This is a genomic window from Ornithinibacillus salinisoli, from assembly GCF_042684965.1.
GTDB lineage: Bacteria > Bacillota > Bacilli > Bacillales > Amphibacillaceae > Ornithinibacillus > Ornithinibacillus salinisoli.
The window spans coordinates 403,553-427,834 of record NZ_JBHUMI010000014.1; the positions used below are offsets into that span (position 1 = coordinate 403,553).

Consider the following 24,282-nt stretch of genomic DNA (forward strand, 5'->3'; position numbering starts at 1 on the left):
AATTACCATATGCGACAATGAAAGTATGAGCCTCCTAATAAGAAGGATCCTTGTAAATCCACAATTGTTTTAGCGAAAGGTGTATTAAATTATAGTTGTCCCATTTTCTTTAATGCATTTATTGGGAGCTTGCTGAAAAAATAATCACTTCGTTTCTCGATAAAAAATTTCGATGATTCAATGAGTAAGTTACTATCTTGTTTAGCTAAACCCATGTAGTACATTTTGAAAGGACTATTTAATTCTACATTTTCCAATAATTTTATTGCTTTATCGTTATTTCCTTTTGCAATTTCAATATGAGCTTGTTCCGTAATATCATTGGAAGTGATTCCATTTACTTTTTTAAAGATGGCTGATAGAAACGGAATGTTATAGTTCTCGATGGAATAAATTCGTTGCTTTAAATTATATCTTTTTGCAATTTTTAATGCTTCTTTTAAATGGTACATCCCTTGATAATACGTATCAAATGAATAGGTTAGCCCTAAGTTGATATGCATGTTCAATTTTGTTTTTGGGCTATTTGTCTGATTGATAGCACGGAATGCATACTTTCGAGCCATGATTAATTCATTTCTTTTCCAATAATAAATAAATAATTTCTGGTACAACCGTAAATTAAAAGAAGAAAGCATAAAATGGTCATCAATTGCATCAAACAACACTTGCTGCTTACTTAAAAAATTTCCAATTTTACTAAAATCGAGCTGATCATAATACGTATCGACAATTACAAACTCTTTGAGACATTTTAATTCAGGTTCATCAGTTTTTATCCGCTGCAACTCATGTCGTAATACTTCTGGAGGATATCGTTTGATACGTCTATCCAATACAATTTGGTAAACTTTCGCCCATAAACGATTAGAAATAGATTCTGACTCCTCATTGATATATATCAATTGCTGTAAATCATCATAAAAATTATTGATATATAAAAATTCCAAACCCTTCTTCTGAATTTCACTTGAAGTAGACTGCAAACAATATTTTCGTGTTAGATCGATAGCTACTTGATCATCATGTTCTTGGCTTAACAATAAAATCACTTGTCCCATCGTCAATTCTGTCATTGTGGACATATAACTAGTCGTTAACTTGATATTGTCAGAGTTCATCATCGGTGATCCTGCCTTTCCAATCTTAAGGAGATTTATTTCTAGCGCGTTGTAATCACGTAACGTTCTTTGGGGTGTTTGTCATTAGTAGTTTTTTCCTATTAGAAGAACACAAAAAAATAATTTTTTATGGATTTTGTTTCTGAAGAAGTATATCTTAGAAAATTATTACGATTTTTTTGCTAGATTCCTGAAATATGTGTAAGATAAACTAATATTATCACATATATCTCTAAAAACAAGGTAGAATCGTTCGACAATTTTCTAGGAAAATGATTGATAGAGAGAGTCTTTTGTCGAAGAGTGGTGAATAAATAGGATACTTTACACATAACCATGTTCCCATTCACCCGATTTGCCACCTAATTACCTAGTATTCTTCATCACTTCTACTAGTAAAGGCCCAAAAAAAAATCCTAGTAAAATAAATTTACTAGGATTAAAGTAAGGATTTACTCCTCATCGTCTGTAGAAATACTGCTTGTTTCTTCCTCATCTGACTCTTCGTCAGAATCATTGTCTGGTTCTTCCTCGTCTTTGTTTTCTTGTTGATCGCCACTGTTTTCTTCACTATCTTCTTCTTCAGTCGCGCCCTCATCTCCAGAAGCATCTAGCTTACTTAGAGGCTGGTTAAAAAAGTCTTCCGGATTTACATCTTGTCCATCTTTACGTAATTCAAAATGAACATGTGTCCCATTATCTTTTCCGAATAAATTTTCTCCAGCTGTTCCAATAACGTCACCCTGTTTTACTTCATCGTCTGGTTCTACATTAACTTCTCCAAGACTAGCATAATAGGTTGTAACATCATTAGCATGTGATAAGACTACGACATTTCCAAGTAAAGGATCTTCTTTTACCTCCGTAACCGTACCACTTAAAGATGCTAAAACGTCAAATGCATTGTCATCAGCAAATTTAATGTCAATACCTGTGCTCTGATAATAACGGTTGTTATACAGGATCAGTGCATTTGCTTGATCCGCTTCGTCTGCGTTGTAATCATAGTATTTAGTTACGATTTCTGCTTGGTCGTGATCATTTACAGGCATTTTAATAACCTCTTGCTGATCCATCACAGTTTCTGCATCACCATGTTCACTTGGTGAATAATTCTCTGTTAACTCATCGCCATCGGTAACTTCTTCTGGAATTTGATTATCCAGGTTTTGATACCATACAACTACAGCTAACAAAATTGCAGCAACCGTTAAATAAACTGCTGGGAAGAACCATTTTTTGCGGAAAATATTGCTCCACTTATTTTTTGAAGCGCCTTTGTTTTCCTCTTTCATTGATCATCACCTCAACAACCATTGTGATCAGAAAAAGGGAAAACTATACATCCAATACAATTTTTTTTACGTTTTTATGAGTTTTTTGTGAAAAATTGGGGATATTAAGCGTTTACTGCTATTATATGAAGCTTATTTTAGTAGTTTGGTTGGTATTTTGAACTAAAATAGCCAGCCTACTGACTGGCTATCTTCTATCTTACTACTAATGCTGGCGCAGAATCGGAGACTGTACTTATTTCTACATCTGTATAATAATATTGTACAATGTCCTTGTACGTTTTTCCTTCCTTCGCCATGCCGTTTGCTCCATATTGACTCATTCCTACACCATGCCCATTACCCTTTGTTCTAAAGATCAGGTGTTCATTCTTTTGTTCAACGGTAAAATCACTTGATCGTAATTCAAGTGCCTCTCGCACATCTCTTCCGGTAAAAGTATGATCTCCTAGTTTCAGTTCTTTTACACGATTACTTTCAGTTCGAGTTACTTCAATAGCAAATTGATTATTATCTGGAAGGTCCATTCCTAGCTTTCCTTCAACATCTTCAATCGTGAACGTCTCTTGGTCTAAAAAGTATGGCGAGCTCTCTTTATCCCAAGGACTTGCGACACTTCGTAAATAAGGCATTTCATTCTTATAATAGTCTTCAGAATTCTCGGTATAACCATTACTAGTAGAAAAAAACTGTGGGTCAATAGGTACATTATTATATGTCAAAATTTCTCCTTCTGTTGCAGCTACTGCTTCCATAATTTTTTTCATATTAGCATTATATTTATTCCCCCAGTTATCTCGAAGCTCACTTTCGCCTTTATATACTTGATCAAATTTGGAATCACTCACATCGGATTCTGCCCCTTCTTTTTGGTACAACAATTTATTCACGATATAGGTTCTAGCTGCAAGGGCTTGCGATTTCAATGCTTCCATCTCAAACTCCGCTGGCATTTCAGATGCCACAACTCGAGATACATAGGTTTCTAATGGTACATCTTCAACGCTTTCTGTCTGAGTACGCATAACGGAAACCGTAACTGCTGAGTCAGATTCCAGTATTTCCTCATAATTCGATTCCTGTTCAACTGTAGAAGCCTCATATGGGTCATTAGAAATGTATGGCACAACAATTAATGTAGGAATAACTAGAATGATAAATACGAGGCCAATAATGAGGACGCTTGGCAGTTTCCATTTTGAGTGGCCCTTGTTCATTTTTGCACCTAATGTTTTTTTCGGAATAGGCAGGTTATGATTAGAAGGCTTTTTAACTATTGATTTTTGGTGCAAACTGTTTTTTTGTTTTAATTTTTTCTGGATTAATTTATTGTAGTATTTCCTGTTTCGCACGATTGGGAACCCTCCTTTAAAATGATTTCACATTGATTACAGCATGTATAATTAATCTTTCTAGTATCCCTACTATTAAACTTATACAAGTAGAGGAAACAATAGAACTTGAGATTTATAAAAATCACGGAGAGAGCCTAGTAATAAAAATAGAGGCTGTCCAGGTCGGCAGCCTCATCTGATATGAACAATTGTTTCTTTCTTATGTTGATTTTCTACATCGTCTTGATATAAATGACATGCAACATGATGATTTGTTTCTACTTCCTGCCATTCGGGCTGTTTCTGTGAACAAACTTCCATGGCAAATGGACATCGTGTTCGGAATACACATCCGCTTGGAGGATTGATTGGGCTTGGTAGCTCCCCTTCGAGTATAATGCGCTCTCTTGATTCCTCGACGTCTGGATCTGGAATGGGAATCGCTGATAGTAGTGCTTGTGTATATGGATGTAATGGTTTTTTATATAAATCTTCACTGGTCGTCAATTCGACCATATTTCCTAAATACATAACACCGATTCGATCGGAGATTTGTTTAACCATAGAAAGGTCATGGGCAATAAACAAAAAGGTGAGTCCTTTTTCTTGCTGAAGTTCTTTTAATAAGTTAACAACTTGAGCTTGCACCGAAACATCAAGGGCTGAAATCGGCTCATCAGCTATAATAAAATTCGGTCGTAACGCTAAGGCGCGAGCAATTCCAATCCGTTGTCTTTGTCCGCCACTGAATTCATGGGGATAGCGATTAGCATGATCACGATTTAACCCCACTTCTTCCAATAATTGATACACTTCGTTTAGTTGCTCTTTTTTATTTTTATACATTTTATGAACTTCCATCGGTTCTGAAATTACTTCTCGAACGGTTGATCGTGGATTTAAGGAAGCATAAGGGTCCTGAAAAATCATTTGCATTTCCTTGCGAAGATTAAATTTCCTTTTTCCTTCCAATTCATGCACATTTTCCCCATCATAAATCACTTCGCCTGATGTACGTTCATACAATCCCATGATTGTTCGTCCGATGGTAGATTTCCCACAACCAGACTCACCAACAAGTCCAAATGTCTCCCCTTTATTAATATAAAACGTTACATTAGTGACCGCTTGGAGAATGCGGTTTTTACCAAGGTTAAAATGCTTCGTGAGGTTGTTTACTTGTAAAACCTTGTCACTCATTTGCTCACCTCCATTTCCAATACCGTTTTACGCTACAAAGTTCCTTTTCGTAGTTTGTATGATTTATGTTAGTGATTTCTATTGCTTTCCCTGTCTGTGGCGAATGGATCATCTTATCTTCACCACTATAAATTCCTACGTGATGGATACTTCCTTTCCCCTCCTCATAAGCAAAAAACAGTAAGTCTCCTGGGAGAATTTCATTTAACGGTATGTCTTGACCGCCATTCGCTTGATCAGTAGCATCACGTGGAATGAGATATCCGTTTGCTTTATGCATGGCATAAACAAAACCAGAACAGTCATAACCAAAAGCACTCATGCCGCCCCAAAAATATTCTAGGCCTAAAAATCGCTTGGCCATATCTACAATTTCATCACCGCTTCCTACTTCTGTAATCCCATTATTTGTATGAAATACAGCTACACTATCTTCAGGTAAAAAATAATGCCCATCAGGCGTTTTTACTTTGATCCGATCTGCAACCTGATTAATAACTGGCAAACAAGTCATAAAACTGACCTGTAGATGTTTTTCTCCATTTGCTGCTTCTAACCATATTTTCGGCTTGGTAACAGCAGCTGTTTTAGAACGATACCATTCATTTGCCTCAAATTTTTTTAGCTGCTTTCGTGGTACCCAACCTGGATAGCCTCTACTATCTTTTTTCGATGGTTGGGACGGAATAACGACATGTGCCCACTCGCCCTGTACTTCCGTAACGAGCACCGCTTCTCCATATAAGAGTTGCGTTTGCACCCGATTTTCATCACATAAGGCAACACTAGTTTCATAAGTTAAGCTATTGATCCATTCCTCCATATTAGTCGGGTTTTCTATTCCCAGAGAATCTATTTCTCTAGCTGACTCAGGGGATGTCCATACGGTAGCAACCTGAACTGCTGTAACCCATAATTTTTCAGATAATTGATTGAACGTTTGTTTAAACATGTAATAGTGCTCCTTTCTTTGCTTGCAGTGTGTGTGGATCGAGTTTTGGCGCGAGTCGCTCGACTTTGCGGGCGCGTGGGTCGAGTTCTGGCTCGGGTCGCTCGACTTTATGGCCGCGTGGATCAAGTTTTGGCGCGGGTCGCTCGACTTTGCGGGCGCGTGGCTTGACCGGTGTTCTCCCTAGTGCGTCCGATGTCCCACAAGAACACCATTTTGTGCTACTCCCTAACCCCTGGTGCCACACGTAGCAGCTTCCCAAATGTATCCAAAGTTGCCTCTACACCTAGTGGTACGGCAAAATGTGGATAACAATGGCCAATCTTAAATCCAGACATGACAGGAGATCCGAGTCCACCTAGGTAGTGATCAAAAACCTCCTGTAAAGTTAACGAGGGTTCTTTTTTTGGCTCTGACTTAGCAAAATCTCCTACAACAATTCCAACTGCTTCGTCTAATTTTCCTGCAAGTTTTAATTGATTTAACATCCCATCTACACGGTAAGGCACTTCATCAATATCCTCTAGAAATAAAAGCTTTCCGCTTGTATCAATTTCATACTGTGTTCCAAGCGTACTGACGATTAATGATAGATTTCCACCAACTAGTTCACCAGTTGCAATACCACTACCGATGACATGTAATGGTCCCATTTCTTCGGTATAGCAAAGCTCCGTTTCTTTCCATAATTGCGTGAACATGCTTGCAGATACCTCATCAAAATTGGGGTCAGCAATATCTGATGCTGGCATCGGTCCATGGAATGTTACTAAACCGGTTTGTTGATGGATCGCCGTATGTAGATAAGTAATGTCACTATAGCCCCATATGATCTTCGGGTTATTACGTATTTTTTCATAATCAATACTCGTAGCTATCCTTCCTGTTCCATATCCACCTCGGGCAAAAATAATCCCTTTAACATCCGGGTCTTCGATCATTTCATGAAAATCTGTTAATCGTTGCTCATCTGTACCCGCTAAATACCCATAAACTGCATCCACGTTGTTTCCCAACTTTACTTGAAGACCCATTTTTTCAAAAAAAGGAATGGCCATTCGTAAACAATACATATTGACAGAGCTTGCAGGGGCTACGATTCCAATTGTATCTCCTTTTTGTAAGGCTTTTGGATACAACATATGTATAACCTTCTTTCTATATACACTTTTTCCATGTAGGATAAAAAGGAGTGGCTCAGATACTTATGTAAATGAGCCAACACTCCTTTTTGTTAAAATTTTTATCGCTCGCTAGTTTAACTTAATTCTTATCTGCAAATTTCAAATCAAAATATCCAACTGGGTGACGTAAAATTCCATTTACGCCTTCCGCTTCTAATACGACCGTGTTATAGTAGCGAATTGGCATCGCAATCATTTCTTCTGCTAGCATTCTTTCCGCTTCATATAGGTATTCCCAGCGCTGTTCTTCATCTGTTTCCGATTTTCCTTTGGCAATTAATTCATCATACTCTGCGCTCGAGAATCCCGTGCGGTTCATGTAGGAATCCGTTATGAAGCTCTCTAAGAAGTTTACTGGATCACTGTAGTCATTGATGAATGAACTACGTGACAATTGCAATTCCAGGTTTTGCTGTGCTTCTGCAAAAACATTCCACTCTTGGTTTTCTAATGTCACTTCTACACCTAATGTTTCATTAAACATGCTTTGTAGTGCTTCTGCTACAGCTTTATTCGCATCACTTGTGTTATAAGACAAGACGATTTCTGGTAACTCGTCATAGCCTTCCTCAGCCATTCCCTGTTCCAAATAGTCCTTTGCTAATTCTGGATCAAATGATACCAGGTCACCGTTACCTTCACGGAAATCTGCACCAGTTGGGCTGGTGAATCCTGGTGAAACATAACCGTACGCTGGTTCTACACCATTTTTCACTACATACTCAGCAATGTCCGCACGATTAACAGCATATGCAAAAGCTTTACGAATGTTTTTGTTGTGGAAAGGTTCTTCCGTAATATTAAAGCGATAAAACTCTAACCCACCATAATCACCGATATATACATTGTCCCCATCAATTAACTCGTCGGATAATTCTGGTGGTATGCTCGCAGTGTCAAGCTCTCCACTTTCAAACATTTGATATTGGGTATTGTTATCGTTAACCATCGCAAATTCAACCTTATCCAACTTCACAACATCTGCATCCCAATACTGTTCATTTTTCGTAAATACCATTTCTACATCATGATCCCATGACTCCAATTTAAATGGACCATTTCCAACAAACGAATCTGCTTCCGCATGCCAATCTGTATTATCCTGTGCCACTTGATGATTGATCGGGAAAAATGCTGGATTTGTTAATAAATCTAAGAAAAATCCTGTTGGTGCTTCGAGTACAACTTCCAGCGTTTTTTCATCGACTGCCGTAATTTGGACATCATCTGCTGACCCTTCTCCACTATTGAACGCTTCTGCTCCCTTGATAAAGTATCCTAAAAATGCTGCAGAAGAAGCTGTTTCCGGATCAAGCATATATTTCCACGCATAGACAAAGTCTTCTGCTACGACTGGATCGCCGTTTGACCAATTAGCATTCTCTCGAAGGTGGAATGTATAGGTTAATCCATCATCTGAAATATCCCATTCCTCAGCGACTCCTGGTGCTGCTCTTGATTCTTGATCCAAACGGGTTAATCCTTCCATTAAATTGTTCAATGGATCCCATGATACTGCATCAAAGCCAATCGATGGATCAAGTGATGTTGGCTCGATACCATTATTTAATCGAAGGACTTTCTCTTCTGCTGGATCATCTGTTACATCGTCATCATTTGTATCTTCTTCGGTTGTGTCAGGATCTTCATTTTCCTTTGGATCTTCTCCAGCTTCATCATTGGCGGTACAAGCAGTAAAAATTAGAACCGTTAAAACTGCTAATAAAAATACGAGAAACTTTTTCATCCTTTCTCCCCCTTGGTAATTTATTTCGTGGCTGTACTAGCCAAAAGTTTTTTTCCCCGTTCATCCTGCAACCAACAGTACACTTGATGGGAATCATTAAGTTGCGTGGCATCCGGGTAAATTTTATTGCACACCTCCATTACTAAAGGGCATCTCGGTGCAAATGGACAGCCTTTTGGAGGTGAGAATAAATCTGGTGGTGTTCCATCGATTGGATTTAACTTCTCACCTTGTACATCCAATCTCGGAACAGATTTTAGTAACCCTTTCGTATACGGGTGTTGCTGTTCATAAAAAATATCCCGTTTTGTTCCTGTTTCAATGATCTTTCCGGCATACATAACAGCAATTCGATCAGCGATTTTTGCTACAACTCCCAAATCATGGGTAATTAGAATAATCGATACACCTGTCACTTCTTGAATTTTTTCAAAGAGCTCCAAAATCTGAGCCTGTATGGTTACATCAAGTGCAGTTGTTGGCTCATCAGCAATGAGTAACTCTGGTTCACAAATAAGTGCAATAGCAATGACGATTCGTTGCCGCATTCCACCACTAAACTGGTGTGGATACTGCTTCAATCGCTCCTCTGGATTAGATATACCAACGAGATCCATCATTTCTAACGCTTTTTGCTTTGCTTTGGCTCCAGATACATTTTGATGCTGTCGTAATCCTTCCATCAGCTGGGTTCCTATCGTAAGGGTTGGATTTAATGCTGTCATTGGATCCTGAAATATCATGGAAATGTCAACCCCACGAATGGAGCGCATTTTTTTCTCAGAAACGCTAGTCAAATCCTTTCCTTTGAAGAGAATTTTTCCAGCATTAATTTTTCCTGGTGGATTTGGTATTAAACGCATGATTGCATTGGATGTCACACTTTTACCGCAACCGGATTCCCCAACAATAGCAAGTGTTTCCCCTTTATTTAAATGAAAATCCACTCCACGAACTGCTTGGATCGTTCCTCCGTAAGTTGTGAAGGTTACATGAAGGTCTTTTACTTCAAGAATTTTTTCCATTATAGGCACCTACTTCCTCAGTTTCGGATCCAGTGCATCCTGAAGTCCGTCTCCTAATACGTTAAAGGCAAACATCGTAAATGATATGAAGAATGCCGGGAAGAATAATGTCCACCAATTTCCAGATAATATGGCACCTAATGAGTCATTGGCCATGACACCCCAACTCGCATACGGCGCTTGGATTCCTAGTCCAATAAAACTTAAAAATGCTTCAGCAAATATCGCAGATGGCACGGTTAAAGTCATTTGAACAATAATCGGTCCCATCGTATTTGGTAGTAGATTTTTCCTGATTATCCGTTGGGTTTTTGTACCAAACGATTTGGATGCAAGGACAAATTCATAGTTTTTAATCTGTAAAACCTGTCCTCTTACAATGCGGGCCATTCCTACCCAGCCCGTTACCGTAAGTGCAAGAATAATTGTCGATAAACTTGGACCTAGTACAACTAATAATAAAATGACGACTAATAAATATGGTAGTCCGTATAAGATTTCAATAATACGCATCATGACATTATCGGCTCTACCACCCTTATACCCAGAGAAACCACCATAGATAATTCCAATTGTCACATCAATCAGCGCTGCCATTAGACCTACAAATAACGATATTCTGGCTCCATACCATGTTCTCGTAAAAACGTCTCGGCCATGTAAATCGGTTCCAAACCAATGCTCCGCAGATGGAGGCTTGAATTGATTTGGTAGATCGGTAGTATTTACTTCATAGGGTGATAGAATCGGACCAAAAATGGCCATGATTCCAAGAACAATGAGAAAAAACAAGCCTGACATGGCTAATTTATTTTTAACAAGCCGTTTCCATGCGTCTTGCCAATATGACAACGATGGTCTGGACACCATTTCTGCTTGATAGTGATTTTTTTCTTTCCATCTGAACCATTCATCGGGCACTTCAGACCGTGCTTGAATGTGGCGGGGATTATGTTTCTGTTTCATGTTACTCCCCTTCCTTTTTATTTACTTTAATTCGTGGATCTAATATTCCATAGGCGATATCTACGAGGAATAGCATGATGATTAAAAATGCACTATAAAATACGGTCGTTCCCATAATGACTGGATAGTCTCGGTGATTAATACTTTCTACAAAATATTTCCCCATACCTGGAATGGCAAAAATTTGTTCGATCACGAACGTTCCCGTTAATATCCCTGCAAGCAAGGTTCCCATTATTGTAACTATAGGCATGAGTGCATTACGTAGTGCGTGTTTAAAAATAACCTTCCACGGTGTTAATCCTTTAGCTCGAGCCATTTTAATGTAATCTTGTGTCAGAACTTCTAGCATAGTAGACCTTGTTAGCCTCGCAATGATTGCCATTGGTCCTGTTGCTAAGGCAAGTACAGGTAATACCATATGTGCAGGACTTGACCAGGTAGCAACTGGAAACCACTCATTATTCACCGCTAGCTGTTGGATTAATAATGTAGCTAAGATAAAATTCGGGATGGATATACCGAGGACCGCAATCCCCATCGCTAAATAGTCGATAATCCCGTTATGTCTTAAGGCGGCTAATATCCCTAATACAATCCCGGAGATTACTGCAACAATGATTGTTACAATTCCTAGTTCAAATGAAATCGGAAATCCTCTTCCTAGTAGATCATTAACTGTTTGGTTTGGTTGTTTGATAGATGGTCCAAACTCCAATGTAGCAATGGATTTTAAATATAATAAATATTGAATGTGGTACGGTTTATCCAAATTATAATGGCGTTCTAGGTTGGCTTGGACAATCTCATTGGAAGTTTGATCACTATTGAATGGAGACCCCGGTATCGACACCATAAGCACAAAGGTTAATGTCACAATGATCCATAATGTAATAACCATAATGAGCAGTCGTTTTAAGATATATCGAAGCATTGTTCCCAACTCCTGTATCCTTCTTCATCTATTTGTCGTTAACATTGGAGCATATTTTTTTGCAGTCTACCTTACTGATACACTATGCTTGTTTCCTTTTAATTATTCAAAAAATGATAGATTTCAAGTCCGATGTCGGAGAATACTTGTAATGAGTGATCATCCTCGAGATCCTTTGATAGAACAGATGCAATCATCATTCGCTTACCAACATAAAAAATTCCAATTTCATGCCTAATGTGTGTGACACTCCCTGTTTTATGTGCAAATTCCCATGGATTGTTTTCACCTATAAATCGAGTATCCTGAGGTGGTAACTTTCCTGGAAGTCCGTTTCTGATTTGTTGTTGCTTTAAAATTGCTATCATTTGTTCACATGCATGTACAGAAATTACTTTACCTTCGGATATTTTTTTCAATAAGCTTGTTAATTCAAAGGCTGTAACCGTATTAATTCCTTCCCTATTGACCGGAACAGTCATTAATTTATGATAAAATGTGCTCGTTGATAAGCCTGTTTTTCGCATCGTATTTTGGATAGTAGGTTTACCTAGTTGTTCAATTAACATATTTGTCGCTGTATTATCACTTTGGATAATCATTAACGTCGTTAAATCATAGATGGATAATTCCATACCAGGAGTGAGATGTTGCAGTACGCCACAGCCTCCAACGATATCTTCTTTTTTCAAAATTAACTTCTTATCTAATGAAAGACTCTCATTCTCAAAAGCATGAAAAACAGCAACCATAATGGGAACCTTTATAATGCTTGCTGCATAGAATGGTTCATTTTCATTCCAATTCCATGAATCGTTCGTATTTAAATCCTCTATGGAAATACCCCATGTGCCTCCAGCTTGCTTGATTATTTTTTCTATACTTTCTGATAGTTCCTTCATCACTTCACACCCTTAGGAAAACTTAGTACACAAGGCTAATTCGATCATAACAAGCATTGCTTTATATGCTTCTATAATATTTTTCGCTTCATATCGAACTACCGTTGTTCCTGGGATAATTTCAGTTCCAGGCATTAAGTTTGCCCATTCTGCATGTCCATAGTTTGCAAATTCAATTTCTAAATTTGGATTTTCAGGTGGTAAAAGAGGTTCAACGTTGTGACGGTTTTCTAATGCTTGTGAAACTTTTTCCGTTAATAGTTCTCCAGCCTTTTTAGGGGTTAAACTTTTAACTGCAGACCGAGAAATTGCATTCTTAACAGTTGCAGTTGTTACGTTTGGTATTAGTTCAACCGCCTCGTTCGCAGCATGCTCATCCCCAGACACGAGAAGAATAGGAACACCATAATATCCAGCAACATATGCATTAAACCCCATTTCACCAACAGGGCGATCATTAATATAAAAGTTGCGGACAGCGTGAATCATGGAATGAGACATAACTCCTGGTTGTCCTGAACGTGCATGGTAACCAATAAGCACGGCCCCATCAAATGCGCTATCTAAGCCTTGAACCATAGACAACGGTTTTGCATCGCCAGTAATCAATTGTGCTTCTGGATGTAACTGATCTATTAACAGATTGTTCATTTTCGAATGACTATCATTTACTAAAATATCCGTACAACCATGCTTAAATGCTGCTTCGAGCACATAATTTGTCTCCTCCGTCATGATTTTACGAGCTCGTTCATAATTATGCTGAGATGAATCTACATATGTATAATCTGGCAGCCCTGTAATTCCTTCCATATCCACAGAAATATATAAGTTCATAGCTTATCCCACCTTTATCATTGTTTTTATATCTAGTATATGATTGGATGGTGCGATAGTATGCTGATGATGTTTAGGGATCTTGTACGTGGTTACTTTTTGAGGATATGAGGGGGGGATGATTTTGATTTTGTTTGTGGGTGGGGTTTGCACTCGGGCTCTTGGGTCCGATGTTTTCGCTCTTGAGTCCGATGTTTTCCCACGAGCGTCTGATGTTTCCACGCGAGCGTCCGATGCCACCTCGCGAGTGTCCGATGTTCCTGCTCATCCGTCCGATGTCACCTCTCCAAACACAAATTCTCTCCACAAAAAAATGAAGCCCCATCACTGAAGGGACTTCATCTTTAAATCTATTATGCTTTTATAATTTCAATCCTGCTACAATTCTATCAGTCTGAAAATCCATTTGAACTAAAGGATTCACGACATCACCATTTTCATCGACACGTTCAATGTCGGCTCCTAATGATGCGAGTTTACCCGAAAAGTCCACATAGCCACGGTCGAGATGAATCAATTCTGTAACTCTCGTTAATCCATCAGATCGAAGCCCAGCCAAAATTAATGCAGCTGCTGCTCGTAAATCTGTTGCAGCTACTTCTGCACCTTGTAGATCAGATGGTCCTTCGATAAACACACTTCTACCTTCAATTTTCATTCTTGCATTCATACGTCTAAATTCTTCCACATGCATAAAGCGATTTTCAAAAACAGTTTCGGTAATTACACTCGTTCCTTCAGCAAATAACATTAGTGCCATCATTTGGGATTGCATATCTGTCGGGAATCCCGGATGTGGCAATGTTTTAATATCAGTTGCCTTCAGTTTATCTGGTCCAATGACACGAATTCCGTTTTCTTCTTCTGTTACTGATACATTCATTTCTTGTAGTTTGGAGGTTATAGGACGTAAATGTTCACTTACTGCATTTTCTATCAATATATTACCACCTGTAATAGCTGCTGCAATCATAAATGTTCCAGCCTCTACCCGATCAGGAATAATTGAATGTGTTGCACCTTGTAGTGACTCTACACCTTCGATACGGATTGTATCTGTTCCCGCACCAACTACTTTAGCGCCCATTTTGTTTAAGAAGTTAGCTAGATCCACAATTTCGGGTTCTTTTGCACAATTTTCTAAAATTGTTTTTCCTTCTGCTAATGCAGCCGCCATCATTATATTTTCTGTAGCACCAACGCTTGGCATATCAAGATATATTTTAGCACCTTTTAAGCGACCATTAACATGAGCCTCCACGAAACCATTCCCAACGTGGACTTCAGCACCCATAGCTTCGAAGCCTTTTAAGTGTAAATCAATCGGACGTGAGCCGATTGCACAACCACCAGGCATGGCAACATTTGCATGACCATAACGTGCCAATAATGGACCTAATACAAGTACGGATGCACGCATTTTACGAACATATTCAAATGGTGCCTCTGTTTCTAATTTATTTGTAGCATCAACCATTACTGTATTTTCTTCAAAATTTACATCAGCATTCATATTACGTAGCACTTCATTAATTGTATAAACATCAGCTAGCCCAGGTACATCATGGATAACGCTATGTCCTTCACTAGCAAGAATACTGGCAGCAATGACAGGTAGTACTGCGTTTTTTGCACCTTCCACCCGAACAGTACCATTTAATTGCTGTCCGCCTCTTACGATGATTTTATCCATATTGCAATTCTCCTTCAGATCCAATTTCACTATATTAATATTCATTTATTAGGATAGGTGTTCCAATTGTGTATTTTTCATTGTCTTCATCAGTTTTTTCTACGACGATTTGTATATTTACAGGCTTATCCACGATGGTCATTTTATTTTTCCATTGTGACGTATAACCATAAATAATCTTTCTATCTTTTAATACCGTATCATCTTGTTTTCTAATATGTTGTAAATCTAGTTCTTCATCAAATTTAGACAAAAAATAATCACTTTTAATTATAGCATCATCACTCGTTGTCAGACAAGCAAAGATTTGAACATATTTTGTAAAATATTGACGTTGCAATGCATTTACCTTTTCCTTATAGTCTGCTTCACTCGTATTATTCCAAGAATCACCTTCAAGTACAGCAATGATTTCTGCTTGATATAATGGATTTTTAGGAATGACAGCACTATATCTTTCGATGACTTCTCCAGAATTGTGAGCGTCCCTAAATGAATATTTTATACTGTTTTCATCTTCCGTTCTAGTGAATAAATAACTATTTTTCAATTCTTGTATTACTTTTTCTACACTTGGTTTATCCATTTTTTCTTTAAGAATCACTTGCCAAGAATCAATATCCAAATCACTTTTCTGAACGATGGTTGCCATATCGATTAATTCATCAGTATAGGTTTCTTGTGCCATTACATTATTTGAAATTAGTAAAATAAATATGCTAATTAGTACCGTTTTCTTCATAGTTATATCTCCCTTGTTTAATATATTCAACAGTATGAACAAGAGAGTTAATTTACATACATAAAATCATAGATTAATAGAATCTAAAAAGGCAACACCGTTTTCACGATGCTGCCAACTAATTAAAATAGAAAATTCAAGTCTTGAGACCATTGAATAAATTCCAGGAAAAATCTACTTACTCCTGTTCCAATTACGATCGTAATAAGTAGCAGCAGAAGCTTTGCTTCGCCTGCTTTTCCTTTACGAATTAATGGATCCAGATTTAAGGTTTGAACTAATCTCCATGTAATTGTTATAAAAATTATATGTGAGATCATGCTCATTATCGCTATTTGACCAATTGAAGACATAATTTTACCACCTTGTTTTTCAGCTTATTAAATTCTAATCATCGATGTATAGAAATTTATCTTTAAAAAGCTTTGATCTGTGTTCAATAGTAACTTTGCCATTCATCGACTTAAATGTCAATAAAGAGACTATTATTGGATTTCGACATGGTTTTATTTTGACAACATATTATCCATTTCCCGGGAAATATCGACATAGTATGTGGAAATATTGTTGGTATCTTTGTAAGATATTGTCTGTGTGTCATAGTTTCGGTCTAGTTAAAGTGTGCGACACCGATATAGAAATGAAATTCCAATTATCCTATTTTAACCTAGGCTTTTCAAACCCGTCTACATACGACAAAAAATCCCCCACAAGTAATCATGGGAGATTTCTTCATAAACTATCGTTGAGCGGCATCAATTCGGTTTGCTGCTCGTTTGAGTGCTAATTCAGCCCTTAGGAAGTCGACATCGTCTTGATTAGACGCTAAGCGACGCTCTGCACGTTCTTTTGCTTGTTGCGCACGCTCAACATCGATATCTGAAGGTTTTTCAGCAGATTGGGCAAGAATTGTAACTTTCTCTGGTCTTACCTCTAAAAATCCACCGTTGATTGCTAGCTTTTGCACGTCAGAGCCATTTTTTAAACGGACAACGTTGATTGAAAGTGGAGCAACTAATGGAATATGTCCTGGTAAAATACCGAGTTCTCCACTTTCCGCTTTACAACTAACCATTTCAAAACTATCTTCCAATACCGGACCATCAGGAGTAACAACACTCACAGTTAGTGTTTTCAATGTAACCCCTCCTTTGACAGGTAGTTTAGATATCATGTTACGTAATATAAACGGACCATCGGATCACACAAATATTTTCGTAATTGTCTAAATTACCTTCTGTCTACATTATTATTCCATTGCTTTTGCTTTTTCTACAACTTCTTCAATACGTCCAACTAGACGGAATGCATCCTCTGGTAAATCATCGTATTTACCATCTAAAATTTCTCTGAATCCTTGTACTGTTTCGTTTACTGGTACATAAGAACCTTCTTGACCTGTAAATTGCTCAGCAACGTGGAAGTTTTGAGATAAGAAGAATTGAACGCGACGTGCACGAGATACGGTCAATTTATCCTCATCTGAAAGTTCATCCATACCTAGGATAGCAATGATATCTTGTAATTCTTTATATTTTTGAAGAGTAGACTGAACTTCACGTGCTACTTCATAATGCTCTTGGCCTACTACCTCAGGGTCAAGCGCACGAGAAGTAGATGCTAATGGATCCACCGCAGGATAAATCCCTTGCTCAGAAAGTTTACGATCTAAGTTTGTTGTTGCATCTAAGTGTGCGAATGTTGTTGCAGGTGCTGGATCTGTATAGTCATCGGCAGGTACGTAAATCGCCTGGATCGATGTAACTGAACCAGTTGCCGTTGATGTAATACGTTCTTGTAATTGTCCCATTTCAGTTGCTAGTGTTGGCTGATAACCAACGGCAGATGGCATACGACCAAGAAGTGCGGATACCTCTGAACCAGCTTGCGTGAAACGGAAAATATTGTCGATGAAGAACAACACATCTTGTCCTTGCTCATCACGGAAGTATTCCGCCATAGTAAGACCAGTTAAGGCAACACGCATACGTGCACCTGGTGGTTCGTTCATCTGTCCGAATACCATTGCTGTTTTCGTAATAACGCCAGAGTCTTTCATTTCGTAGTAAAGGTCATTACCTTCACGTGTACGCTCACCTACACCAGCGAATACGGAAATACCACCGTGTTCCTGTGCGATGTTATTGATTAGCTCCTGGATTAATACGGTTTTACCTACACCGGCACCACCGAACAAACCGATTTTACCACCTTTAATATATGGTGCTAAAAGGTCAACTACTTTAATACCTGTTTCTAAAATTTCTGTTTCCGTTGATAAATCCTCAAACTTAGGTGAATCACGGTGAATCGGATCTAAACGTGTGTCAGCTGGAAGTGGTTCATCAAGGTCGATTTTATCTCCCATTACGTTAAATACACGACCTAATGTTATTTCACCTACAGGTACCGAAATTGGTCTTCCTAAGTTTTCTACTGCCATACCACGTTGCACACCATCCGTTGATGACATTGCAATCGTGCGTACTGAATTATCTCCAAGATGAAGTGCTACTTCTAATGTAAGTTCTCCACCTACTTCTTCACCTTCAGATGCATTCAATTGGACAGTTAATGCATTATAAATATCTGGAAGCTGGCCGTCATCAAATTTTACGTCAACGACAGGTCCCATTACTTGTGTAACGTGTCCTTTGCTCATCGATTTCCCTCCTAACTAACTTTTTGAAGACTTGGATTACGCCAAGTCTTCAAGGCGAAAGACTAAGCCCGTCTTATGCAGGATAGAAGAGTTATATACTTTCCCATCTGCCATAAAGGTGAGAGCGCTATTCTAATGCAGCTACTCCACCAATAATTTCGGTAATTTCTTGCGTGATCGCTGCTTGGCGTGCACGGTTATAGGATAATGATAAGTCATCAATAAGTTCATTAGCATTATCTGTTGCACTACGCATCGCCGTCATACGAGCTGCGTGTTCACTTGCTTTACCATCTAGCAATGCCCCAAAGATAAGGCTTTCTGCGTACTGTGGTAAAAGTACTTCCAAAATTTGTTCTTGATTTGGTTCATACTCATATTGACTACCAGCTGAGCTATTTGCCATATCTGTAATTGGTAATATTTTTTTATTTGTTACCTTTTGTGAAATCGCACTTACATAGTGATTATAGAAAATGTTTAATTCATCAATTTCTTCATCACTAAACATTTGAACGGTTTCAGAAGCTAATTCTTTAATATCAGCAAAATCCGGTTGGTCAGATACCCCAAGTATACTTTTTGAAACTGGCAGCTTACGTTTTTTACAAAAATCAAAACCCATACGGCCAATTGCAATGATTGTATATTCATCAGAAGATTGATGACGCTCTTTTACTGTTTGATACAGGCTTCGTAACACACTACTGTTATAAGCACCTGCTAAACCACGATCAGATGTAATGACAAGATATCCCGTCTTTTTCACTTCACGTTTGGAGAGCATTGGGTGATCAGCATCTGTATTACCAGCGATACTTGCAACTACTTCTTGCATCTTTTCGCTATATGGCACAAATGATTTGGCATTTTGTTCTGCTTTACTCATTTTTGAAGCTGATACCATTTCCATCGCTTTTGTGATCTTTTTCATTTTAGTGGTCGAATCAATTCGACCTTTAATATCTCTAAGTGATGCCAAGCTATTTCACCACACTTTCATTGAAAGGTTGAAATTTATATTGAAGCGGGTAACTCCGGCTCTATGAGCAGTCGCCTCCGCTTTTGGTTTGACTAGCTTCATGAGCTAGCGCACCGTTTTCTATTTATTCCGTCGGCAAAAATGTTTTCTTAAATGATTCTACTGCATCGTTCATATCTGCAGCTTCTGGTAAGTTACCCGTTTCGCGGATGGATGCAAGAAGTTCTGCACGGTTAGAATCTAACCATGTATGGAATTCATCTTCAAAACGTACAACATCCTCAACTGGAACATCATCCAAGAAACCTTTTGTTAATGCGTAGATAATCATTACTTGTTTTTCAACAACTAATGGTTTATGAAGACCTTGTTTTAGTACTTCAACCGTACGTTCTCCACGGTTAAGTTTTGCCTGAGTTGCTTTATCAAGGTCAGATCCGAACTGAGCAAATGCTTCTAGTTCACGGAATGATGCAAGGTCTAGACGTAATGTACCTGCAACTTTTTTCATGGCTTTAATTTGTGCAGATCCACCAACACGTGATACAGAAAGTCCTGCGTTAATCGCTGGACGTACACCTGAGAAGAATAGATCTGATTGTAAGAAGATCTGCCCATCAGTGATTGAAATAACGTTTGTTGGGATATATGCAGAAATATCGCCTGCTTGTGTTTCAACGAATGGTAATGCAGTTAAGGAACCGCCACCTAAATCGTCATTTAATTTCGCTGCACGTTCTAATAGACGTGAGTGCAAGTAGAATACATCTCCTGGGAATGCTTCACGACCTGGAGGACGACGTAATAGTAATGAAAGTTCACGATACGCTGCTGCTTGTTTTGATAAATCATCATAAACAACAAGTACGTGCTTACCGTTATACATGAACTCCTCACCCATAGAAACACCGGAATAAGGTGCTAAGTATTGAAGTGGAGCAGGATCAGATGCACCAGCAGATACAACGATTGTGTAATCTAATGCACCATAACGGCGGAATGTTTCAACTGTACCACGTACAGTAGATTCTTTTTGACCAATTGCAACATAGATACAAATCATATCTTGGTCTTTTTGGTTTAAGATCGTATCAACAGCTACTGTTGTTTTACCTGTTTGACGGTCACCAATGATAAGCTCACGCTGACCACGACCAATCGGTACAAGTGCGTCAATCGCTTTAATCCCAGTTTGTAGTGGTTCATCAACGGATTTACGCGCCATAACACCAGGTGCTGGAGATTCAATTGGGCGTGATTTTGTTGTTTCAATTGGAGTTCCACCATCAATTGCTTGACCTAATGGATTAACAACACGTCCTAATAATTCCTCACCAACAGGTACTTGCATAATACGTCCTGTACGACGAACTTCATCGCCTTCTTTAATATCTGTATATGGTCCAAGGATAACGATACCTACGTTAGATTCTTCAAGGTTTTGCGCCATACCCATAACACCATTTGCAAATTCAACCAACTCACCAGCCATGACGTTGTCAAGACCATGAGCACGCGCGATACCGTCACCAATTTCAATAACTGTTCCGACATCACTAACTTTTAATTCCGAGTCATAATTCTCGATTTGCTGCTTTATAAGTTTACTGATTTCTTCAGCTTTGATGCTCATACCATTTCACCCCTATCTCATTTGTACGTTAGAAAACTTGGCTTTTCGCGGGTAGCAAAAGCCTAAGTTGTGCTTATGCAGCCTAAGAAAGTGTAAATTTTCTTAACTGCCAAGTTTCAGATTCCGCTCAAAGCTTCGTAGTTTACCACTAATCGTACCATCAATGATTGTGTTACCCATACGAATTTTCACGCCACCGAGTAACGAAGGATCAACTACATTTTCAAGGTTAATCTTTTGCTTATTAAAGCGCTTAGCAAATGTATTTTCAAGCTCCGTTTTCTCTGTATCTGAAAGTTCACGAACAGAATATACCTTTCCTTCTGCAATTCCTTTTGCATCATTTACCATTTGTGTAAAATGGTTAATTATTGCAGGGACAATTTCAGAACGACCGCGATCCACAAGTAACTTCAACGTGTTTAGAACTTCGGTAGAAAGTCCTTGGAACGCATTTTCAAGAAACTGCTTCTTCTTCGCATTATTTACACGAGGATGCTTTAGGAATATATTTAGTTGACTATCATTTTGAAATACATGTTGTACTACACGAAACTCTTCTAAAAGGTTATCCAGTGTAGATTTATCTTGACCTAGTTGAAAAAGAGCATCTGCATAACGTTTGGCAACTACTGCTTCACTCATCGCTCTTCTCCTACCTCTTTAATGTAATCGTTGATCAATTTCTCTTGATCTTGTGCACTAATTTCTTTTTCTATTACTTTACTAGCAATAAGAACGGATAATGATGCAACTTGATCTTGAAGTGCTTGTAATGCTTTCTCTTTTTCATTTTGAATTTCAGCTTGAGCCGATTCTTTAATACGGTTCGCCTCAAGACGTGCAGATTCAACGATGTCTTTTTCTTGCTTGACACCAGCGTTTTTAGCGTCTTCAATGATCTTTTGTGCTTCTTGTTTCGTTTGTTTTAATTGCTCTGCTGCATCCTTTGCTGATTTCTCAGCTTCAGCTCGGCTTTTTTCTGCAGACTCAATTTCATTTGCAACGTATTCTTCACGTTTTTGCATCATGTTCATTACTGGACCCCATGCAAATTTACCCACTAAAAAGAGTAGTACGATGAAGAAAAACAATTGCATTAACATGTCCCCTACGTTAAGACCACCAAGCCCATATATATATGAAGTTTCAGTGAATGCTTGCACAAAATTCACTCCTTTCACCCAGAATCGTGAACATTACTCTATCATTTAATAATTACAAGTATAAACAACGGCGAAGGTTCTAAAGGAAGATAATCTTCGCCATTCTTATTTTTGTTCTTTTAGAATAATTACATTACCATTAATGCGATAACTACTGCGATGATAGGCATCGCTTCAACTAAACCTACACCAATGAACATTGTTGTTTGCAGTTGACCTTTTAATTCTGGTTGACGAGCAATTCCCTCAACTGTACGACTAACGATTAATCCGTTACCAATACCTGCACCAAGTGCTCCTAAACCTACTGCTAATGCTGCTGCTAATGCTGACATAATATAATTCCTCCTTAATAATAATTGTATAATTTTTTAATAATTTCCCGTTTCAACAGGTCTTCCTATTAAAACTGGTTAATTAATTGATTAATGGTCCTCACTTACTTTATGCGACATGTAAACCATCGCCAGCATTGTGAAGATAAATGCTTGGATTCCTCCAATAAATATACTGAAGCCTTGCCATGCTAAGAATGGGATTGCCCCACCTAGGAAGCCAACTACTCCTGATGTTGTTAAACTTACCAATAATGCTAATAATACCTCTCCGGCATATAAGTTACCGAATAGACGTAAACCAAGTGTCAAAGTATTCGAAAATTCCTCAACTATTTTGATAGGAAATAGTGGCCACATTGGTCGGAAGTAGTCTTTTACATATTCTTTTCCGCCACGCAACTTAATTCCGTAGAAGTGTGATAACACAATAACCATTGCTGCTAGAGTAAGCGTAATACCCGGATCTGCTGTTGGTGATTTCCACCATACTTCATGATGCTCTCCTACCGTTCCATTTGTAATAACCCCTAACATATTTCCAACTAAAATGTATGAAAATATTGTTAGTGCCAGTGGTAAGAAAAGCTTTCCAGTTTTCCAGTCCATTGTGTCATTTACGATCCCTTTAACAAAGTCTAGGACCCATTCCATTACATTCTGCGCACCAGTTGGTTTCATTTGTAACTTTCTAGCACCTAATACACAAAGAATGAAAACAATTAATGAAGTAATGAACATCATCAATACATTTGACAAATTAAAATCAAGCCAACTTATACCAAAGACGTCATGTACTATCGGTGCTCCATGATCCACCTAATTCACCCCTCTTTCAAGCACTATCCTTATTTTTGAATAAAAGAAAATCTATCATAATGACTAGATAGGAAGTCATTAATCCAATAATGAGAGCAATCATATCAAAATATTCTTCGTAACGAAGTGCAATGATGACTGCTAATGCAGCTGCGGCAAGTCTCGATATAGAGCCTAACCCTTTTGCGGATTGGTTTTTAGCTACAGCATCTGCAAAGTCGCTCGTCTTTTTTTGTAATAAATATAGATTGTAAAAGCTGACGACACTTCCTAGCAGAAGACCGAGGAAAATACGTACATATGGGGTGAAGCCTGCCCCGAGCACCAAAATTGCGAGAAGAAATAACATCCACTTACGTTGTCTAGTAATCATATTTTCATATTGCTTCATGTATTATCTTCTCCTGTAAATATCCCTTTAACCAATCAATTGCCTTAAATTTTGAAGGTGGGTTGGCTTATGTAGAGACTAGATTTATCTCCACACAACTAATTTGATATCTATGTAAGAATAGATGTAAGAGTGAGGAAAATCACAACTTTTGTAGAATGATTGTGGGAAAATAATAACATAAGGTTCGCTATTTACTTTCTATATGAAACCCCTATCATTCCACACTTAGCAAGTGTACAATAGGCTCATGTTGTTGTCAATTGGTATATGGGTTATTTTACAGAGATTTTGTAACCCAATTTTTTCTATTCTAAGAAAGAAAAAATTCTTGTCGGGAAACCTACTAGAATAGGCTTCTTTTC

Annotated in this window: 24 protein-coding genes; all 24 read right to left on the bottom strand. The window is 38.2% G+C overall.

From position 1 onward, the window contains the following. Positions 1-89: 89 nt before the first annotated feature. Positions 90-1,124 (bottom strand): AimR family lysis-lysogeny pheromone receptor, encoded by a 1,035-nt coding sequence (locus tag ACFSTA_RS09190; protein WP_377556324.1) that lies wholly within the window; start codon positions 1,122-1,124, stop codon positions 90-92. Positions 1,125-1,573: 449 nt separating this feature from the next. Further along, complete coding sequence (locus ACFSTA_RS09195; protein ID WP_377556325.1) at positions 1,574-2,416, bottom strand: peptidoglycan DD-metalloendopeptidase family protein; 843 nt, start codon at positions 2,414-2,416, stop codon at positions 1,574-1,576. Between the two features lie 194 nt (positions 2,417-2,610). Further along, complete coding sequence (gene spoIID, locus ACFSTA_RS09200) at positions 2,611-3,768, bottom strand: stage II sporulation protein D (protein ID WP_377556326.1); 1,158 nt, start codon at positions 3,766-3,768, stop codon at positions 2,611-2,613. A gap of 174 nt (positions 3,769-3,942) precedes the next feature. Beyond that, entirely contained in the window at positions 3,943-4,950 is a 1,008-nt protein-coding gene (locus ACFSTA_RS09205) for an ABC transporter ATP-binding protein (protein WP_377556327.1), read from the bottom strand. Between the two features lie 4 nt (positions 4,951-4,954). Then, positions 4,955-5,902, bottom strand: a complete 948-nt coding sequence (locus ACFSTA_RS09210) for a C40 family peptidase (protein WP_377556328.1) — start codon at positions 5,900-5,902, stop codon at positions 4,955-4,957. A gap of 218 nt (positions 5,903-6,120) precedes the next feature. Then, positions 6,121-7,041, bottom strand: a complete 921-nt coding sequence (locus ACFSTA_RS09215; RefSeq protein WP_377556329.1) for a S66 peptidase family protein — start codon at positions 7,039-7,041, stop codon at positions 6,121-6,123. Between the two features lie 121 nt (positions 7,042-7,162). After that, positions 7,163-8,830 carry a peptide ABC transporter substrate-binding protein gene (locus tag ACFSTA_RS09220; protein WP_377556330.1) on the bottom strand — a complete coding sequence of 556 codons (1,668 nt, stop codon included), beginning with the start codon at positions 8,828-8,830 and terminating at the stop codon, positions 7,163-7,165. A gap of 20 nt (positions 8,831-8,850) precedes the next feature. Further along, positions 8,851-9,855, bottom strand: a complete 1,005-nt coding sequence (locus tag ACFSTA_RS09225; protein ID WP_377556331.1) for an ABC transporter ATP-binding protein — start codon at positions 9,853-9,855, stop codon at positions 8,851-8,853. A 9-nt stretch (positions 9,856-9,864) separates the two neighbouring features. Next, positions 9,865-10,821, bottom strand: a complete 957-nt coding sequence (locus tag ACFSTA_RS09230; protein ID WP_377556332.1) for an ABC transporter permease — start codon at positions 10,819-10,821, stop codon at positions 9,865-9,867. Between the two features lies 1 nt (position 10,822). Beyond that, positions 10,823-11,755, bottom strand: coding sequence for an ABC transporter permease (locus ACFSTA_RS09235; protein WP_377556333.1), 933 nt, complete (start codon positions 11,753-11,755; stop codon positions 10,823-10,825). 98 nt (positions 11,756-11,853) lie between these two features. Next, positions 11,854-12,657, bottom strand: a complete 804-nt coding sequence (locus tag ACFSTA_RS09240; protein WP_377556334.1) for a serine hydrolase — start codon at positions 12,655-12,657, stop codon at positions 11,854-11,856. A gap of 12 nt (positions 12,658-12,669) precedes the next feature. Then, positions 12,670-13,494 (bottom strand): M55 family metallopeptidase, encoded by an 825-nt coding sequence (locus tag ACFSTA_RS09245; RefSeq protein ID WP_377556335.1) that lies wholly within the window; start codon positions 13,492-13,494, stop codon positions 12,670-12,672. Between the two features lie 361 nt (positions 13,495-13,855). Continuing rightward, positions 13,856-15,187 carry a UDP-N-acetylglucosamine 1-carboxyvinyltransferase gene (gene murA / locus ACFSTA_RS09250; RefSeq protein ID WP_377556336.1) on the bottom strand — a complete coding sequence of 444 codons (1,332 nt, stop codon included), beginning with the start codon at positions 15,185-15,187 and terminating at the stop codon, positions 13,856-13,858. Between the two features lie 34 nt (positions 15,188-15,221). Then, positions 15,222-15,929: a YwmB family TATA-box binding protein gene (locus tag ACFSTA_RS09255; RefSeq protein ID WP_377556337.1), complete on the bottom strand. Its 708-nt coding sequence runs from the start codon at positions 15,927-15,929 to the stop codon at positions 15,222-15,224. A gap of 122 nt (positions 15,930-16,051) precedes the next feature. After that, positions 16,052-16,282, bottom strand: a complete 231-nt coding sequence (locus ACFSTA_RS09260; protein WP_377556338.1) for a DUF1146 family protein — start codon at positions 16,280-16,282, stop codon at positions 16,052-16,054. A gap of 386 nt (positions 16,283-16,668) precedes the next feature. Further along, complete coding sequence (locus tag ACFSTA_RS09265; protein ID WP_377556339.1) at positions 16,669-17,067, bottom strand: F0F1 ATP synthase subunit epsilon; 399 nt, start codon at positions 17,065-17,067, stop codon at positions 16,669-16,671. A 111-nt stretch (positions 17,068-17,178) separates the two neighbouring features. After that, positions 17,179-18,591, bottom strand: a complete 1,413-nt coding sequence (atpD, locus tag ACFSTA_RS09270) for a F0F1 ATP synthase subunit beta (protein ID WP_377556340.1) — start codon at positions 18,589-18,591, stop codon at positions 17,179-17,181. A gap of 127 nt (positions 18,592-18,718) precedes the next feature. Next, positions 18,719-19,573 (bottom strand): ATP synthase F1 subunit gamma, encoded by an 855-nt coding sequence (atpG, locus tag ACFSTA_RS09275; RefSeq protein ID WP_377556341.1) that lies wholly within the window; start codon positions 19,571-19,573, stop codon positions 18,719-18,721. A 124-nt stretch (positions 19,574-19,697) separates the two neighbouring features. Continuing rightward, positions 19,698-21,206 (bottom strand): F0F1 ATP synthase subunit alpha, encoded by a 1,509-nt coding sequence (atpA, locus tag ACFSTA_RS09280; RefSeq protein WP_377556343.1) that lies wholly within the window; start codon positions 21,204-21,206, stop codon positions 19,698-19,700. 102 nt (positions 21,207-21,308) lie between these two features. Further along, the gene (locus tag ACFSTA_RS09285) at positions 21,309-21,851 is read right to left on the bottom strand and encodes a F0F1 ATP synthase subunit delta (protein ID WP_377556344.1); all 543 of its coding nucleotides are present in this window, start codon (positions 21,849-21,851) and stop codon (positions 21,309-21,311) included. Continuing rightward, complete coding sequence (gene atpF / locus ACFSTA_RS09290; protein WP_377556345.1) at positions 21,848-22,372, bottom strand: F0F1 ATP synthase subunit B; 525 nt, start codon at positions 22,370-22,372, stop codon at positions 21,848-21,850. The genes ACFSTA_RS09285 and atpF overlap by 4 nt, the downstream gene beginning before the upstream one ends. A gap of 128 nt (positions 22,373-22,500) precedes the next feature. Next, positions 22,501-22,707, bottom strand: coding sequence for a F0F1 ATP synthase subunit C (gene atpE / locus ACFSTA_RS09295; protein WP_139177957.1), 207 nt, complete (start codon positions 22,705-22,707; stop codon positions 22,501-22,503). A gap of 90 nt (positions 22,708-22,797) precedes the next feature. After that, positions 22,798-23,526, bottom strand: a complete 729-nt coding sequence (gene atpB / locus ACFSTA_RS09300) for a F0F1 ATP synthase subunit A (protein WP_377556346.1) — start codon at positions 23,524-23,526, stop codon at positions 22,798-22,800. A 16-nt stretch (positions 23,527-23,542) separates the two neighbouring features. Beyond that, a complete protein-coding gene (locus ACFSTA_RS09305) occupies positions 23,543-23,917 on the bottom strand; it encodes an ATP synthase subunit I (protein WP_377556347.1) in 375 nt (124 codons plus the stop codon). Between the last annotated feature and the right edge of the window lie 365 nt (positions 23,918-24,282).

Excerpts from the sequence above, each read along its gene's own strand:
- ACFSTA_RS09190 (WP_377556324.1), bottom strand. The coding sequence starts at position 1,124 with ATGATGAACTCTGACAATATCAAGTTAACGACTAGTTATATGTCCACA.
- ACFSTA_RS09195 (WP_377556325.1), bottom strand. The coding sequence starts at position 2,416 with ATGAAAGAGGAAAACAAAGGCGCTTCAAAAAATAAGTGGAGCAATATT.
- ACFSTA_RS09205 (WP_377556327.1), bottom strand. The coding sequence starts at position 4,950 with ATGAGTGACAAGGTTTTACAAGTAAACAACCTCACGAAGCATTTTAAC.
- ACFSTA_RS09210 (WP_377556328.1), bottom strand. The coding sequence starts at position 5,902 with ATGTTTAAACAAACGTTCAATCAATTATCTGAAAAATTATGGGTTACA.
- ACFSTA_RS09215 (WP_377556329.1), bottom strand. The coding sequence starts at position 7,041 with ATGTTGTATCCAAAAGCCTTACAAAAAGGAGATACAATTGGAATCGTA.
- ACFSTA_RS09220 (WP_377556330.1), bottom strand. The coding sequence starts at position 8,830 with ATGAAAAAGTTTCTCGTATTTTTATTAGCAGTTTTAACGGTTCTAATT.
- ACFSTA_RS09225 (WP_377556331.1), bottom strand. The coding sequence starts at position 9,855 with ATGGAAAAAATTCTTGAAGTAAAAGACCTTCATGTAACCTTCACAACT.
- ACFSTA_RS09230 (WP_377556332.1), bottom strand. The coding sequence starts at position 10,821 with ATGAAACAGAAACATAATCCCCGCCACATTCAAGCACGGTCTGAAGTG.
- ACFSTA_RS09235 (WP_377556333.1), bottom strand. The coding sequence starts at position 11,755 with ATGCTTCGATATATCTTAAAACGACTGCTCATTATGGTTATTACATTA.
- ACFSTA_RS09240 (WP_377556334.1), bottom strand. The coding sequence starts at position 12,657 with ATGAAGGAACTATCAGAAAGTATAGAAAAAATAATCAAGCAAGCTGGA.
- ACFSTA_RS09245 (WP_377556335.1), bottom strand. The coding sequence starts at position 13,494 with ATGAACTTATATATTTCTGTGGATATGGAAGGAATTACAGGGCTGCCA.
- murA (WP_377556336.1), bottom strand. The coding sequence starts at position 15,187 with ATGGATAAAATCATCGTAAGAGGCGGACAGCAATTAAATGGTACTGTT.
- ACFSTA_RS09255 (WP_377556337.1), bottom strand. The coding sequence starts at position 15,929 with ATGAAGAAAACGGTACTAATTAGCATATTTATTTTACTAATTTCAAAT.
- ACFSTA_RS09260 (WP_377556338.1), bottom strand. The coding sequence starts at position 16,282 with ATGTCTTCAATTGGTCAAATAGCGATAATGAGCATGATCTCACATATA.
- atpD (WP_377556340.1), bottom strand. The coding sequence starts at position 18,591 with ATGAGCAAAGGACACGTTACACAAGTAATGGGACCTGTCGTTGACGTA.
- atpA (WP_377556343.1), bottom strand. The coding sequence starts at position 21,206 with ATGAGCATCAAAGCTGAAGAAATCAGTAAACTTATAAAGCAGCAAATC.
- ACFSTA_RS09285 (WP_377556344.1), bottom strand. The coding sequence starts at position 21,851 with ATGAGTGAAGCAGTAGTTGCCAAACGTTATGCAGATGCTCTTTTTCAA.
- atpE (WP_139177957.1), bottom strand. The coding sequence starts at position 22,707 with ATGTCAGCATTAGCAGCAGCATTAGCAGTAGGTTTAGGAGCACTTGGT.
- ACFSTA_RS09305 (WP_377556347.1), bottom strand. The coding sequence starts at position 23,917 with ATGAAGCAATATGAAAATATGATTACTAGACAACGTAAGTGGATGTTA.